The 14,749-nt window shown below is 61.9% G+C and carries 13 protein-coding genes; 3 read left to right on the top strand and 10 right to left on the bottom strand.

The genetic code is table 11. The features are described from left to right. Window positions 1-18: 18 nt before the first annotated feature. A complete protein-coding gene (locus ACLKOZ_RS12580) occupies window positions 19-630 on the bottom strand; it encodes a hypothetical protein (RefSeq protein ID WP_337345684.1) in 612 nt (203 codons plus the stop codon). Window positions 631-697: 67 nt separating this feature from the next. Next, complete coding sequence (locus ACLKOZ_RS12575) at window positions 698-1,342, bottom strand: TetR/AcrR family transcriptional regulator (protein ID WP_436475437.1); 645 nt, start codon at window positions 1,340-1,342, stop codon at window positions 698-700. 122 nt (window positions 1,343-1,464) lie between these two features. Here ACLKOZ_RS12575 and galE point away from each other — a divergent pair, with 122 nt between their 5' ends. Continuing rightward, complete coding sequence (gene galE / locus ACLKOZ_RS12570; RefSeq protein WP_436475435.1) at window positions 1,465-2,478, top strand: UDP-glucose 4-epimerase GalE; 1,014 nt, start codon at window positions 1,465-1,467, stop codon at window positions 2,476-2,478. 231 nt (window positions 2,479-2,709) lie between these two features. Here the strand turns inward: galE and ACLKOZ_RS12565 are convergent, their stop codons facing one another. The 3 genes from ACLKOZ_RS12565 to fdxA all read right to left on the bottom strand — a co-directional run bounded on the left by ACLKOZ_RS12565 (window position 2,710) and on the right by fdxA (window position 5,710). Beyond that, a complete protein-coding gene (locus ACLKOZ_RS12565; protein WP_337345681.1) occupies window positions 2,710-3,993 on the bottom strand; it encodes a citrate synthase in 1,284 nt (427 codons plus the stop codon). A gap of 228 nt (window positions 3,994-4,221) precedes the next feature. Next, entirely contained in the window at window positions 4,222-5,370 is a 1,149-nt protein-coding gene (gene dapC, locus ACLKOZ_RS12560; protein WP_436475433.1) for a succinyldiaminopimelate transaminase, read from the bottom strand. A gap of 13 nt (window positions 5,371-5,383) precedes the next feature. After that, window positions 5,384-5,710, bottom strand: a complete 327-nt coding sequence (gene fdxA / locus ACLKOZ_RS12555; protein WP_009356972.1) for a ferredoxin — start codon at window positions 5,708-5,710, stop codon at window positions 5,384-5,386. A gap of 134 nt (window positions 5,711-5,844) precedes the next feature. Here fdxA and ACLKOZ_RS12550 point away from each other — a divergent pair, with 134 nt between their 5' ends. Next, on the top strand, window positions 5,845-6,093 hold the full coding sequence (locus ACLKOZ_RS12550) for a putative acetyltransferase (protein WP_436475431.1): 249 nt from the start codon (window positions 5,845-5,847) through the stop codon (window positions 6,091-6,093). Window positions 6,094-6,198: 105 nt separating this feature from the next. On the opposite strand, the gene typA is transcribed toward ACLKOZ_RS12550, so the two are convergent. Continuing rightward, window positions 6,199-8,127 carry a translational GTPase TypA gene (gene typA / locus ACLKOZ_RS12545; RefSeq protein WP_337345678.1) on the bottom strand — a complete coding sequence of 643 codons (1,929 nt, stop codon included), beginning with the start codon at window positions 8,125-8,127 and terminating at the stop codon, window positions 6,199-6,201. Window positions 8,128-8,395: 268 nt separating this feature from the next. Here typA and ACLKOZ_RS12540 point away from each other — a divergent pair, with 268 nt between their 5' ends. Beyond that, window positions 8,396-9,244, top strand: a complete 849-nt coding sequence (locus ACLKOZ_RS12540) for an SGNH/GDSL hydrolase family protein (RefSeq protein WP_436475428.1) — start codon at window positions 8,396-8,398, stop codon at window positions 9,242-9,244. Window positions 9,245-9,329: 85 nt separating this feature from the next. Here the strand turns inward: ACLKOZ_RS12540 and ACLKOZ_RS12535 are convergent, their stop codons facing one another. The 4 genes from ACLKOZ_RS12535 to ACLKOZ_RS12520 all read right to left on the bottom strand — a co-directional run bounded on the left by ACLKOZ_RS12535 (window position 9,330) and on the right by ACLKOZ_RS12520 (window position 14,721). After that, window positions 9,330-11,033, bottom strand: coding sequence for a dipeptide ABC transporter ATP-binding protein (locus ACLKOZ_RS12535; protein WP_436475426.1), 1,704 nt, complete (start codon window positions 11,031-11,033; stop codon window positions 9,330-9,332). An 11-nt stretch (window positions 11,034-11,044) separates the two neighbouring features. Beyond that, window positions 11,045-11,989, bottom strand: coding sequence for an ABC transporter permease (locus ACLKOZ_RS12530; RefSeq protein WP_436475425.1), 945 nt, complete (start codon window positions 11,987-11,989; stop codon window positions 11,045-11,047). Beyond that, window positions 11,979-12,908, bottom strand: coding sequence for an ABC transporter permease (locus ACLKOZ_RS12525; RefSeq protein WP_337345675.1), 930 nt, complete (start codon window positions 12,906-12,908; stop codon window positions 11,979-11,981). The genes ACLKOZ_RS12530 and ACLKOZ_RS12525 overlap by 11 nt, the downstream gene beginning before the upstream one ends. Before the next feature lie 127 nt (window positions 12,909-13,035). Then, the gene (locus ACLKOZ_RS12520) at window positions 13,036-14,721 is read right to left on the bottom strand and encodes a peptide ABC transporter substrate-binding protein (RefSeq protein ID WP_436475422.1); all 1,686 of its coding nucleotides are present in this window, start codon (window positions 14,719-14,721) and stop codon (window positions 13,036-13,038) included. Window positions 14,722-14,749 lie beyond the last annotated feature (28 nt).

Below are 14,749 nucleotides of genomic sequence, written 5' to 3'. Positions count from 1 at the left end.
CGATTTAGCAGGACGTGCTCAGACGAGCATTTCCACGACTGGCTGGACGTAACTGCGGAAAAGCTCGGGCTGGGACATCAGCTCGTGGCTCATGATGATCTTGTCCGGTTCCAGGTACCACGCCCGTTGCTCGTTCAGGGGCAGTTCAATAATGGTCAGGTTGAAGTCCCGGGAACCCCTGCCAATTTCCATGAGGCGGTCATCGACCATGTCATCGAGCAACTGGTCGGAGCCGCTGGCCACCCTTTCCGCTTCCAATTCGGCGTATTCGCTGCGGCGCTCCCGCGCCCATGTCAGGGCGGCCCCGAAGTGCGCCTGCAGGACACGCTGCAGTGCCGGGGAGTTGCCGAAGGCCTCAAAGGTGGGCGGCGTCAGCTCCGGCGACATCTGGGGATAGGACTTGAGCAACTGGTCCCACCAGGCTTCCCACTCCGTCTTGAGTGCACTAAGCCCACCCACTTCGGCAGTGAGATGGGAGTGGTCCGCATGGCGGATCTTCGGGGCGGCATGAGACAGGGCGGGACGGCCGGCCCCGTCCAGTCCGGCGGCATCTCGCACGTACAGGGCGATCATCATGGGACCTGACGTGTCCATGGTTATCTGCCAGCCGGAACCGCCTGTGTGATGCATCCCTATTCCTTCCGTGGCGTGCGCTGTACCGGCTTATTTTCCGGATCTGCTTCCCCCGGCTCCCAGTCTATTCCCGAAGCTGCCTGACGTTAACGGCCTGACCAGCGGACATGCCCGCGATATGGCGCTCCAGGACGTCGCGGCACATCTGTGCGGTCATCCACTCGGGCTGCAGCAGCGCGTGCATGCACAGGCCGTCAATGGTGGCAAGAAGCCTTTCGGCTTCAATAACCAGTGACTGCTGCCCGTTGCCATCATCCGGCACGAGGTCCGTGACCAGCCGGCCCACCACGGCAGCCACGCCGCGGTGGCTCCGATCGGCCTCGGCAGCCAGGAAAGGACGGATGCGGGCTGCGTTCTTGAAAGCCATCCAGACGCAGGCATCCACGGCACGCTCTTCGTCCAGCGGCAACAGTTCACACAGCAGTGTTAATACGGCCTCGCGGTGTTCCACCGTGCCAACTGTGTGTTGTTCCACCGTGTCCAGCGCACGGGAGACACGGAAGATGATCCGGTCAATGACGATGGCAAACGAGTAGCCCAGCAGTTCCTCGCTGCTCGCAAAATAGTGCCGGACGGAGCCGACGGCGAGCCCAGCCTCATCGGCGACCTCGCGGAGTGACGCCCGCTCGAGGCCGTCTACGGCAATGATCCGGAAAACGGCGTCGACAACTTCCCCGCGCCGGGCTTCGGCGTCCACGATTTTAGGCACTTCTCTTTTTAACACAGTTGTGCTGTATAGACGTAATCCCGCCGCGCCACTTCCGGACCGGTCCATGACCGGCATCCGGAATGCCCGGGCGCACGGGGCATGAAGTGGGATAGCGTTGAGGCATGAAAATTCTGGTCACTGGTGGCACCGGGTACATCGGCTCCCACACTGTTTTGTCCCTGCAGGAAGCCGGCCATGACGTTGTGGTGATCGACAACCTGGCAAACTCCAGCGAGGAGTCCTTGCGCAGGGTTGCAGAGCTCAGCGGAAAAACGGCCGAATTCCATAACGTGGATCTGGTGGACGAGGCAGCCGTCGAAGGCGTGTTCGCCAAGGGCGGGATTGACGCCGTCATCCACTTCGCCGGCCTGAAAGCGGTAGGGGAATCAGTCCGCGAACCCCTCAAGTACTACTACAACAACCTCGTGGGCACCCTGAACCTCATCCGGGTCATGGACCGCCACGACGTCCGCTCGCTTGTTTTCAGCTCCTCGGCCACCGTGTACGGCGAACACAACCCCATCCCCTACGTCGAGAAAATGGAAATCGGCGCCAACAACCCCTACGGCCGGACCAAGGAACAGATCGAGGACATCCTCTCTGACCTGGGCGACGCCGATCCGCGCTGGCACATCGCCCTGCTTCGCTACTTCAACCCCGTCGGCGCACACCCCTCCGGCCGCATCGGCGAGGACCCCCAGGGCATCCCCAACAACCTGGTCCCGTTCATCGCCCAAGTGGCCGTGGGGCGCCGCGACAAGCTCATGGTCTTCGGCGGCGACTACGACACTCCCGACGGAACCTGCCTGCGGGACTACATCCACGTCGTCGACCTCGCCGAAGGCCACCTCGCAGCCCTGAACCACGTCGCGGACCGCGCCGGAGTCTTCCGCTGGAACCTCGGCTCGGGCAAGGGCTCCTCCGTCCTGGAAGTCCTGCGCTCCTTTGAAAAAGCTGTTGGCCAGCCCATCCCCTACGAGATCACCGGCCGCCGCGCCGGCGACCTCCCAGCCTTCTGGGCCGACGCCCACTCAGCCCTGGCCGACCTCAGCTGGTCCACCACCAAAACCATCGACCAGATGTGCGAGGACCACTGGCGCTGGCAGAAAAACAACCCCCAAGGTTACAACTCCTAGCATCTAAGGCCCAAAAAGCGGCCACGGCCAGCGCAAATGCGTGACTTTCAGCTGACCCGAAAATTGGGTTCAGGGGGATTCCGGGCTTTCCGTTTCGCCGGCCGCTCAAAAGCGACGCAATCTGGCTGCGGGAAAGGCAGAGAAGGGTAGCTTTTGGGTCATGAACGACGGCGGCCGCCCACCTTTGGAAGGTGGGCGGCCGCCGTCGTTATTCTGCAGGAGCCGGTGGCGTCAGCGGACCGGGTAATCGCGCTCGGGCTCGCCGATGTACAGCTGGCGAGGGCGGCCGATCTTGGTGTTGGGGTCGCTGATCATTTCACGCCACTGCGCGATCCAGCCGGGCAGGCGGCCGATCGCGAAGAGCACCGTGAACATCTTCTCGGGGAATCCCATGGCCTTGTAGATGAGGCCGGTGTAGAAGTCCACGTTCGGGTAGAGCTTGCGCTGGATGAAGTAATCATCATTGAGCGCCTTCTCTTCCAAGCGCATGGCGATGTCCAGCAGTTCGTCGTTGCCGCCGAGCTTGCTAAGGATCTCGTGGGCTGTTGCCTTGACGATCTTGGCTCGCGGATCGTAGTTCTTGTAGACGCGGTGTCCGAAGCCCATCAGGCGGACGCCGTCTTCCTTGTTCTTGACCTTCTCCATGTAGTCCTCGGGCTTGGTGCCGTCGGCCTGGATCTGGCGGAGCATCTTCAGCACTGCTTCGTTCGCGCCACCGTGGGCCGGGCCGAAGAGGGCATTGATGCCTGCCGATACCGATGCAAAGAGGTTGGCGTTGGAGGAACCAACCAGGCGCACCGTAGAGGTGGAACAGTTCTGTTCGTGGTCAGCGTGCAGGATCAGGAGGAGATCCAGCGCCTTGGCGATGACCGGGTCCACTTCATACTGCTCGGCGGGGAGGCCGAAGCTCAGGCGCATGAAGTTCTCGACGAGGTTGTGGGAGTTGTCCGGATACAGCATGGGCTGGCCGATGGACTTCTTGTGCGCGTAGGCAGCGATGACCGGCATCTTGGCCATGAGGCGGATGGTGGAGACTTCCACCTGCTCGGCGTTGAACGGGTCCAGGGAGTCCTGGTAGAAGGTGGACAGCGCTGACACGGCCGATGACAGTACAGGCATCGGGTGGGCATCCCGCGGGAACCCGCTAAAGAAGCCCTTCAGCTCTTCGTGCAGCAGGGTGTGGCGGCGGATCTTCTGGTCGAACTCTTCCAGCTCCGTGGCGCTGGGCAGGTTTCCGTAGATCAGCAGGTAGGAGACCTCGAGGAAGCTGGAATGCTGCGCCAGCTGCTCGATGGGGTATCCGCGGTAACGCAGGATGCCCGCATCGCCATCGATGTAGGTGATCGCCGAGGTGGTAGCCGCGGTGTTCATGAAGCCGGGGTCAAAGGTGACTGCGCCCGTCTGCTTCAGCAGTTTGGAAACGTCGTAACCTTCGTTTCCTTCAATAACCTGGATGCGCGGGAGCTTTAGCTCGCCTCCTGCGTGGAGCAGGGTTGCGCTGTTGGTCTCAGTCATGGAGTCCCCTTCATGAGGCGTCTGGGCCTCTGTCGAAAGCTTGATCCAACATCCGGTGAGCCGCGCACTGTCCCTGTACATCCAGGATTCCAACACCCGGGCTGCCTTCTTGTAGAAAGCCACCATTGATAGTCACTTAAAAAGTACAGCCCCTTGGCGGGTGTCACTAATCGGCGTCGTTCCAAAATGGCCTAAAATGCCCATCTTGTGGCGCGAGTCACATCATTGTTACGGAGCTGCCGCAAGCCTCGACACGGCCGCGTCGATGCGTTCATCGCTTCCCGTCAAGGCGACGCGTACAAACCCGTTGCCCGCATCGCCATAGAAGACGCCAGGCCCCACCACGATGCCGCGGTCCGCAAGACGGCCCACGGTCTCCCACGTGCTTTCGCCGGCGGTGGACCATAGGTACAGCCCCGCCTCTGATTCTTTGATCTCCAGGCCAAACTGCTGCAGCGCAGGGACCAGCCGCTCCCGGCGTCCGCGGTAGAGATCCTTCTGGGCCAGGACGTGGGCGTCGTCACCCAATGCCACGCGCATGGCTTCCTGCACGGGGTAGGGCACGATCATGCCCGCGTGCTTGCGGCTGTTAACCAGGTTGGCCATGATGTCCGCATCGCCGGCTACGAAGGCAGCACGGTAGCCGGCAATATTGGACTGTTTACTCAGGGAGTACACGGCCAGCAGGCCTTTATGGGACCCTCCTGCGACGCGTGGATCCAGGACGCTGGGTACAGGCTCACCGCCGCGCTGGACATCCCAGCCACCCCAGCCGAGTTCCGCGTAGCATTCATCAGACGCCACAACGGCACCGAGGTCCCTGGCCTGTGCGACGAGAGCCTTCAGCGAATCAACATTCCTGACGCTTCCGGTGGGGTTGCCCGGGGAATTCACCCAGATCAGCCGCACGCGTGAGCGCGTCACTTCATCAAGTTCGTCCAGGTTGTCCGTGGCCACCGACGTGACACCAGCGAGCGTGGCCCCGATGTCATAAGTAGGGTAGGCCACCTTGGGACGGACGACGACGTCGCCCGGCTGGAGCCCCAGCAGGAGCGGCAGCCACGCAACCAGTTCCTTGGACCCGACGGTGGGCATGACATTCCGCGGGTCCAGGCCCGGAACGCCGCGGCGGCGTTCGAACCACCCGGCAATGGCTTCCCGCAGCGGGATGGTGCCATGGACGGTCGGGTAGCCCGGTGCGTCAGCGGCGGCCTTGAGTGCCTCCTGGATCAACGCCGGAGTAGGGTCAACCGGAGTTCCAATGGAGAGGTTTACGGCCCCGCCATGATGCTCCGAGGCCCTGGCCAGATAGGGCGCCATGGCCTCCCACGGGTAATCGGGCAGGCTCAGGCCAAAACTGTTCACCGCTGCGGTCACCGGGGTACCCGGCTCAGTGGTCTTGGTTCTGCGGGGGCAGCGCGGCAATCATCGGGTGGTCCTTGCCCGTGTTGCCGATCTTGGCGGCACCGCCGGGCGAGCCAAGGTCATCGAAGAACTCCACGTTGGCTTTGTAGTAGTCAGCCCACTCATCGGGGGTGTCATCCTCGTAATAGATGGCCTCCACCGGGCACACCGGCTCACAGGCACCACAGTCGACGCACTCATCCGGATGGATGTACAGCGAACGCTCACCCTCATAGATGCAGTCGACCGGGCATTCCTCAATACATGCCTTGTCCTTGACATCTACACACGGCTGCGCGATTACGTACGTCACGTCCCTTGCCTCTCCACGTTGTTTCCGGCGACGGCCGGCAGTTGCATCCGGCGCTCGGTCCGGACTATTGACTTCAGAGCCTATTATCTCCCAGTCCGTTCCTGCGAACCTAGCCGGCCGCCTAGTATGAACTGGTGAGTCCCACCCAGCCTACGCCCCGAGAGTTTCTGGCCAGTGCAGCGCCCGGGACCAGGGTGGTGGTCCGCTACCGGATCGCAGGCGGTGGCCTCACTGACGCGCTGGGCCATCTGGTGGACACCGACGACGACGGCTGCACCGTGCGCACGCGGCAGGCCGACGTCGTAATCCCCTTGGAACTCGTTGTGGCTGCCAAGGAAGTGCCACCCGCTCCCCCACGCCGCCCGGCGCGCGCCCGGGGCTGAATCCCGGCCCGGCATTTGGCGAAGTCCAAGCACAAAAATAAACTGCCGGTACGACGGCGGGAATCCGCCTGCCGTACCGGCAGTTCAGTTATGTGCTCCAGGTGATTAGACCTTCGCGCGGGCGCGGTTAGCCTTGGCGCGCTCGTTGGTGTCCAGGATGACCTTGCGGATGCGGATGGACTCCGGAGTTACCTCAACGCACTCGTCCTCGCGGGCGAATTCGAGCGACTCTTCGAGGGTCAGGTCGCGCGGCGGCGTCAGGTTCTCGAAGGTGTCCGAGGAGGCCGCACGCATGTTGGTGAGCTTCTTTTCCTTGGTGATGTTGACGTCCATGTCGTCTGCGCGGGAGTTCTCGCCGACGATCATGCCCTCGTAAACCTCGGAGGTGGGCTTCACGAAGAAGGAGCCGCGTTCCTGCAGATTGATCATGGCGAACGGCGTTACAACACCGGCGCGGTCCGCGATCATGGAACCGTTGGTGCGGTACTCGATCGGGCCGGCCCAGGGCTCGTAGCCCTCGGAGATGGAGGCCGCGATGCCTGCGCCACGGGTGTCCGTGAGGAACTTCGTGCGGAAGCCGATCAGGCCACGGGCGGGAACGATGAACTCCATGCGGCACCAGCCGGTGCCGTGGTTGGCCATGTTGGTCATGCGGCCCTTGCGGGCGGCCATCAGCTGCGTAACAGCACCGAGGTACTCTTCCGGCACGTCGATGGTCATGTGTTCCATCGGCTCGTGGATCTTGCCATCGATGGTCCTGGTGACAACCTGCGGCTTGCCCACGGTCAGCTCGAAGCCTTCACGGCGCATCTGCTCAACGAGGATGGCCAGCGCGAGCTCGCCACGGCCCTGGACTTCCCAGGCGTCGGGACGCTCAGTGGGCAGAACCTTGATGGAGACGTTACCGATCAGTTCCTTGTCCAGGCGGTCCTTCACCTGGCGTGCCGTGACCTTGGCGCCCTTGACCTTGCCGGCCAGCGGCGAGGTGTTGATACCGATGGTCATGGAGATCGCGGGATCGTCCACGGTGATCAGCGGCAGCGGCTGCGGGTTCTCGGCGTCGGTCAGGGTCTCACCGATGGTGATTTCCTCGATGCCTGCCACAGCCACAATCTCACCCGGTCCTGCAGACTCCGTGGGAACGCGGTCCAGGGCCTTGGTGGCCAGGAGCTCGGTGATCTTGACGTTTTTGAGTTCGCCGTTGGCCCGCGCCCAGGCAACGGTCTGGCCCTTGCGCAGGGTGCCGTTGTAAATACGGAGCAGTGCGAGGCGGCCCAGGAACGGCGAGGCATCCAGGTTGGTGACGTGGGCCTGGAGTACACCATTCGGGTTGTACGTGGGAGCCGGAATGTGCTCGATGATGGTCTGGAACAACGGCTCCAGGTCTTCGTTTTCCGGAGCGGTGCCGTCGGCCGGCTGCTCGAGGGAGGCACGGCCTACCTTGGCTGCGGCGTAGACAACGGGAACGTTGAGGATCTTGTCCAGATCAAGGTCCGGAACTTCGTCAGCCAGGTCAGAGGCTAGGCCCAGGAGCAGGTCCATGGACTCGTGGACGACTTCCTCGATGCGCGCATCGGGACGGTCGGTCTTGTTGACCAGCAGGATGACGGGCAGGTGCGCGGCCAGGGCCTTGCGCAGCACGAACCGGGTCTGGGGCAGCGGGCCCTCGGACGCGTCAACGAGCAGGACGACGCCGTCAACCATGGACAGGCCGCGCTCCACCTCGCCACCGAAGTCGGCGTGGCCGGGGGTGTCGATCACGTTGATGGTGATGGTCTCGCCCTTGGAGGACGGACCGTTGTAGGCCACTGTGGTGTTCTTGGCCAGGATGGTGATGCCTTTTTCGCGCTCCAGGTCACCGGAGTCCATCACGCGGTCTTCGAGGTGGTTGTGCTCGGCAAAGGAGTTGGTCTGCTTGAGCATGGCATCGACCAGCGTGGTCTTGCCGTGGTCAACGTGGGCCACAATCGCGACGTTGCGCAGGTCACTGCGCGATGCAGTGGCTACCGCGGTGTTGGTGGTGGTTTCAGACATGCGTAATGGCTCGATTCAGTGGGTCAGCTGTAAGTATCGCCGCATTTCCAACTGGAACGCACGACGGATTGGCCCATTAGCACAGGGCACCTTCCCCCATTCTAGCCGCTGAGCCATTTATTGGCCTAAAAACTTGAGATTGGCTGTGGCTGAGGACCCCAGCAGTAGCGCCAGAGACACGGATGTTCTGTGAGAAAAGTCACTGGCTTTATTTGACTTGATGGCCCATCATGGCTGTGATACTTCAAGCTCGTCCGGAGAACCACTGATGCGAAAAGCCTCGGCTCTGTCCCGCTTCGTCGCATCCGGAATCGCTGTAGGCGTACTCCTGTGCGGCTGCGGACAGCCACCTGCACCTCCCGTTGCGTCCACAGTGCACGCCCCCGGGTCCGGACGGCATGTGGCCCGCGGCGTTGACCCGGCAAGTCTCCCCGCCGGCACCATCTACCGGAACCCCGCCAGCGGCAGGGACGAAATGGTGATCCCCGACGTCAGCCGCACAGCCCTCCTGATCGGGGACTCCCAGTCCGAACCCGCAGACGGCTGGCCGCGACTGGGGCTGGCCGCCATTGGTTACAAGGTCCACTTCTGCGGGCTGGGCGGCACGGGCTTCGTGGCCACCAACGGCAAGACCGGGAACTACATCGATGCCCTGCAGCGGGGAGATTGGCTGCTTCCTTATGGGACTCCCCCGCTCATCGTCATCCAGGGCGGCGGCAACGACGCCGGCCAGGGTGCCACTGACGCGCAGATCGTGGCCAACGCGGACCGCCTGGTCGCAGCCCTCAATGAGCGGTACCCGGGTGTCCGGAAGGTCCTGATCGGCACCCTCGGGCGCGGCGCCAACTATGGCGGGGGCCGCCGCAGCCAAGTGGACGCCCTCCTGGGCAGCGTTGCGGCAAGGCACGGCATGCCGTTCGTGGGCGTTGGCGACTGGCTGACCAGGTACAACCTCACCAAGGACCTGGCCGACGCCGTCCACATGAATGCCTCGGGCCGCCGATCGCTTGGTGCCCTTCTGGAAGGCAGGCTTCGTGACCTGGGCATCACAGCCCCTCCCGTCGATGGGACCGGCTCGCTGGCAGCCGCCGAACATGAACTGGGTGCTCCCCAATAGCCTTAACCGGATGGAACCGGCACCCACCCAGGCAGTTACCGGTTCCATCTGCAGCCCGGGAGGGGCTGCTTTTGTGAGGCTGCGCTCAGGCCACCTCGGGCGGGAGCATCAGCTTCGCTCCGGGGATGGCGTTGAGCAGGGCCTTCGTGTAGTCCTCCTGCGGGGATTCGAAGACGTCGTCCGTGGAACCGGTCTCCACCAGCTTGCCCTTTTCCATGACGCAGACGTGGTCGGCGATCTGTCGCACCACGGCCAGGTCATGGGTAATGAACAGGTAGGTAAGGCCCAGGTTCGACTGCAGGTCAGCCAAGAGATTGAGTACTTGTGCCTGCACCAGCACGTCCAACGCTGACACAGCCTCGTCGCAGATGATCACCTCGGGGTCCAGGGCGAGTGCCCGGGCGATGGCCACACGCTGGCGCTGGCCGCCGGAAAGTTCGTTCGGGAACCGTTGCATGCTTGATTGCGGCAGCGACACCTGATCGAGCAACTGGCGGACCTTCTTCTCCCTGCTCGCCTTGCCGCCGATCTTGTGGACGCGCAGCGGCTCCTCGATGGTCCGGTAGATGTTGTACATCGGATCCAGCGAACCGTAGGGATCCTGGAAGATCGGCTGTACCCGCCGCCGGAATTTGAACAGCTCCGCCGGCTTCAGCAAAGAGGTATCGACGCCGTCAAAAAGGATGCGCCCATCCGTGGGCTTCTCAAGTTGCAGGACCATCTTGGCAACAGTGGACTTGCCCGAGCCGGACTCGCCCACGATCGCTGTTGTGGTGCCCCTCGTGACGTCGAAGCTGACTCCATCCACGGCTGCAAAATCCGTCGATTTGCCCAGCCCTTGCCGCAGCTTGTAGACCTTCCGCAGATCCTGGATCTGCAGGACATGGTCAGCGGCGGCGGACTCCACAGGTGCAAGCAGATCCGATGCTTCCACACCGAGTTCCTTGGCCACTTGAATCCTTCGGCTCGCCAAGGAAGGGGCAGACTCGACCAGCCGCTGGGTGTACGGGTGCTGCGGATTCCGAAGGAGCTCCAGCGACGGTCCGGATTCCACCACGTTGCCCTGGTACATGACCACTACCTTGTCCGCCCGCTCGGCAGCCAGCCCCAAATCATGGGTAATGAGCAGGACGGCCGTCCCCAGTTCACTGGTCATGGTGTCCAGATGATCCAGGATTTGCCGCTGGACAGTGACGTCCAGGGCCGACGTCGGCTCGTCAGCGATCAGGAGGCGCGGCTGGCACGACAGCCCGATAGCGATAAGTGCCCGTTGGCGCATGCCGCCTGAAAACTCGTGCGGGTACTGTTTAGCCCTCCGATGGGCGTCGGGGAGCCCGGCCTCTGCCAGTACCTTGGCGATATCGTCCGGACCACTCGGCCGGCCATTGGCACGTAGGGTCTCTTTGACCTGGTAGCCGATCTTCCACACCGGGTTCAGGTTGGACATCGGGTCCTGCGGGACCATACCGATCGTGTTGCCGCGGAGTTCAATCATCCGTTTCTCGGAGGCATGGGCTATGTCCTCGCCGTCAAGAAGGACTTGCCCACCGGACACTGCGCCGTTGTTGGGCAGAAGTCCGATCGCGGCCAAAGCCGTGGTGGATTTGCCCGAACCGGACTCCCCCACGATGGCCACTGTTTCGCCCGGCATGATGGTCAGGTGGGCGTTGCGGACCGCCTGCACGTCACCGCTGCCGGTCTTGAAGGTGATGGCGAGGTCGCGGATTTCCAGGAGGGGCCTGTTTCCTGGCTCCTCTGCCTCGTCGATGTGAACGTCGGGAATTGTCATCTTGTCGTCTCTCATCGCTGCCGGCTCTTAGGGTCGAGGGCGTCACGCACAGCATCGCCGAGCATGATGAAACTCAGGACCGTGATGGACAGGGCGGCCGCGGGGTACAGCATAATTTCCGGCTTCGTTCGAATGGACGACTGCGCGCCTGCGATGTCATTACCCCAGGACATGATGCTGGGTGGCAACCCAATGCCAATGAACGACAGCGTGGCCTCGGCCACAATGAAGATGCCCAGGTTCAAGGTTGCGAGCACGATGATGGGGGCTAAGGCATTAGGCAGGACGTGCCGCACCAAGGCACCCACTTTCGAGACACCCAAGGCACGGGCTGCCGTAACGAAGTCGGCATTGCGGACTTCGAGCACGGCGCCACGTGTAATACGTGCCATTTGCGGCCATGCCAACAGTGCAATGACCGCAACCACTGTCCACACACTCTTGTTTTCCCGGAACACCGGCAGCTGAGTGATCACCAGCGCGCCAAGGACCAGGGGCAAAGCGAAGAAAATGTCACCAAGCCGTGCAAGGACAGCATCCACCCAGCCGCCGTAGTAGCCTGCAACTGCACCGAGGGTCACTCCGATGACGAGGACACAAAGCACTGACAACACGCCCACCGAGAGCGAGGCCTGCGTCCCGTGGACAACCCTCGAATAAATGTCGCAGCCCTGGAAAGTAAAACCGAAAGGATGCCCGGCGGTGGGACCGCCTTCAGAATTTGCCAGTTGACAGTCGTCGTTAGGCGGCACTGTCGAAAGCAGGCCTGGGAAGATCGCGATGACAATCAACGCCAGAATCAGCAGCGTGGAGATAATGAACAGTGGACGGCGGCGAAGCTTTCGCCAGGCGTCTGCCCAGAGGCTCAACGGAGCCTGATCAGACTTCAGGGCATCTGTTGCAAGCAACGGGGTCTGTTCGATGGGTGCTACAAAATGGTTGTTTCTACTGGTCATAACGAATCCTCGGGTCCAGCCAGGCATACAGGAGATCAACAAGCAGGTTGGCCACCACAAAGACCAGCACCAGGATGCTGACAATGGAAACGATGGTTGGGCCTTCGCTCCGCAACGTTGCCTGAAACAGCTTGTTGCCAACTCCCGGAATATTGAAGATGAATTCGGTGACAATCGCGCCGCCCATGAGGCCGCCAAGGTCGGCACCAAGGAACGTCACCACCGGGATCAGCGAGTTACGCAGAATATGGGTCATGACGACGCGGGGCCTGGAAAGGCCCTTGGCCGTGGCAGTCCGCACATAATCGGCATTCATGCTTTCACTCACGGATGCACGCGTCAGGCGCAGCACGTAGGCAAAAGACACCAGGCCCAAGACGGTGGCAGGCAGCAGCAGGTTGCCCCAGTCAGCCGTGGCGCCGACCGTTGGTTTCGCCCATCCCAGCCTGACTCCGAAGATGAGCTGAAAGACGAAGCCGAGAACGAACGTGGGGACGGCGATAACCACCAGGGAGGCGACAAGAACAGTGGAGTCAAACCACTTGCCACGGCGAAGGCCAGCGAAAACGCCGAAAGCGATCCCGAAAACCGCCTCGATGATGAGCGCCTCGACGGCGAGCATGGCCGTCACGGGAAAGATGCGGGCCAGGGACGCCGCAATAGGCTGACCGGTGAAGTCGTTCCCAAGGTTGAACGTAAAGAGGTTTTGCAGGAAAAGTCCGTACTGGACCCAGAAGGGTTCATCCAGGTGGTACTGGCTGCGAAGGGTGTCGATGACAGCCTGCGGGGGCTGGCGGTCACCAAAGAGCGCCGCAATGGGGTCCCCGGGAAGGGCGAACACCATGTAATAGACCAAAAGAGTGGTGCCAAGGAAGACGGGGATCACTTGAAGGAGCCGACGAAGAATAAAGCGGGCCACAGGATCACCGGCCTTCCGGGAGGGAAGAAAAATGGTTCATGCTTGCCTTCCTGCCGTGCAGGCAAAATGGGGGCCCGGCCGTGAAACCGGACCCCCATGCGCCTGTCGGCAAGTTAGATCCTGGGGACTACTTTGCCGTGATGTCGAAGTAGCGGATGCCGCCGTTCCAGCCGGTTTCGGCCTTCACAACGTTGTTGCTCCACACAATCGGCTTAGCCTGATCCCAGAGAGCCAGGCCGGGAAGGTCCTCGAACAGGATCTCCTGTGCCGCGTTGAACTTTGCGTTCGCCTCGTCGGTGGTCTTGGCTGCCAGGCCCTCCTTGAGGAGCTTGTCGAACTCAGGGTTCGAGTACTTCTCGTAGTTGGAGGACGCTCCCGTTGCCCAGACAGGCCCGAGGAAGTTGTACAGCGACGGGTAGTCGCCCTGCCAGCCGGCTCGGGTCAGGCCCGGAAGTGACTGGGACTTGCGCAGGTCCAGTACTTCGGCGAACTTGGCGAAGGGCTGGATTTCAGCCTGGATGCCGAGGTTGTTCTTGAAGCCGTTGGCGACGGCGTCGATCCATTCCTTGTTGCCGCCATCAGTGTTGGAGGCAATCAGGAGCGGCTTGGAATCGTCGTACGGCTGGATCTTTTCGGCCTGGGCCCACAGATCCTTGGCCTTGGCGGGGTCGAACTTCAAGGTTTCGCTGCCCTTGAGCCCTTCCTTGTAGCCATCAATGACCGGCGGGGCGTAAGCCCTGGCCGGGGTGCGCGTGCCACTGAAAATCACCTTGCAGATTTCCTCGCGGTTGATCGCGTAGGAAAGGGCCTGGCGACGAAGCTTGCCGGCCTCGCCCTGGAAGTTCGGGTTGTAACCCGGGATGTTCAGGGTGGAGTTGGTTGCGACGGGCTTCGTGGCGTTACGGTCCGGGAAATCCGTGACGTAGGTCTTCAGTGCATTTGAGGGCAAGACATCAGAGACGTCGAGGTTGTCAGACTGCAGGTCAGTGTAAGCGGGACCCGGGTCAGTGTAGAACTTGAAGGTCACGCCACCGTTCTTCGCTTCGCGGGGTCCGCTGTAGTCAGCGTTCTTCACCAGTGAGATGGACTGGTCATGTACCCACGCGCCGTCCTTTTCGAACTTGTACGGGCCGTTCCCGACAGGGTTTTCGCCGAAGGTCTTCGGATCCGTCAGGGCTGCGGAGGGCAGCGGGAAGAATGCCGAATATCCAAGTCGCAGCGACCAGTCAGCCTCGGGCTGAGTGAGCTTGACAGTGATAGTGGAGTCATCCTTGGCTTCAAGACCTGACATGGTTTCGGCTGTGGGAGCGGGCGTCGTGGTGGTCTTGCCGTCTGCAGATTTCTCAGTGGTGACCGCCGAGACTTCCTCGTAGCCAGCAATGGATTCGAAGAAGAATCCGTTGTTCTGGAGGTTCTTGGAGTTCGCGGCGAAGTTCCACGAATCCACGAACGTCTTAGCCGTGATTTCTTCGCCGTTCGTGAACTTCTGGCCCTGCTTGACCTTGATGGTCCAGTTTTGGGCGTCAGGCGATTCAATGGACTCGGCAAGGGCGTTGACGGGTTTGCCGTCGGCGTCGTACGCGCGTAGGCCTTCGAACAGCAGTTCAACAACACGGCCGCCATAAACTTCATTGGTGTTGGCGGGCAGCAACGGATTCTGTGGTTCGTTGCTATACGCGGTAATGACCTTGTTGGGGTCGCCGGCAGACTGGGTGCCGCCGTCGTCAGTACCGCCTCCGGCACCGCAGCCGGTCAGGGCAAGCGCGGCGATTGCCACTATGCCCAGTGCTTTGGAAGTGCGCGTGAAACGCATTCCGCCTCCTATGAGTTGTGGGAGATAT

This window comes from Arthrobacter sp. R4 (assembly GCF_051365025.1).
Classification (GTDB): domain Bacteria; phylum Actinomycetota; class Actinomycetes; order Actinomycetales; family Micrococcaceae; genus Arthrobacter.
The sequence above is the reverse complement of the archived record's forward strand: the minus strand, read 5'-3'. Positions and strand labels throughout refer to the sequence as shown.

Bases quoted from the DNA above. Each gene is read 5' to 3' on its own strand.
- ACLKOZ_RS12580 (WP_337345684.1), bottom strand. From the start codon at position 630: ATGCATCACACAGGCGGTTCCGGCTGGCAGATAACCATGGACACGTCA.
- galE (WP_436475435.1), top strand. From the start codon at position 1,465: ATGAAAATTCTGGTCACTGGTGGCACCGGGTACATCGGCTCCCACACT.
- ACLKOZ_RS12565 (WP_337345681.1), bottom strand. From the start codon at position 3,993: ATGACTGAGACCAACAGCGCAACCCTGCTCCACGCAGGAGGCGAGCTA.
- typA (WP_337345678.1), bottom strand. From the start codon at position 8,127: ATGTCTGAAACCACCACCAACACCGCGGTAGCCACTGCATCGCGCAGT.
- ACLKOZ_RS12540 (WP_436475428.1), top strand. From the start codon at position 8,396: ATGCGAAAAGCCTCGGCTCTGTCCCGCTTCGTCGCATCCGGAATCGCT.
- ACLKOZ_RS12535 (WP_436475426.1), bottom strand. From the start codon at position 11,033: ATGACAATTCCCGACGTTCACATCGACGAGGCAGAGGAGCCAGGAAAC.
- ACLKOZ_RS12530 (WP_436475425.1), bottom strand. From the start codon at position 11,989: ATGACCAGTAGAAACAACCATTTTGTAGCACCCATCGAACAGACCCCG.
- ACLKOZ_RS12520 (WP_436475422.1), bottom strand. From the start codon at position 14,721: ATGCGTTTCACGCGCACTTCCAAAGCACTGGGCATAGTGGCAATCGCC.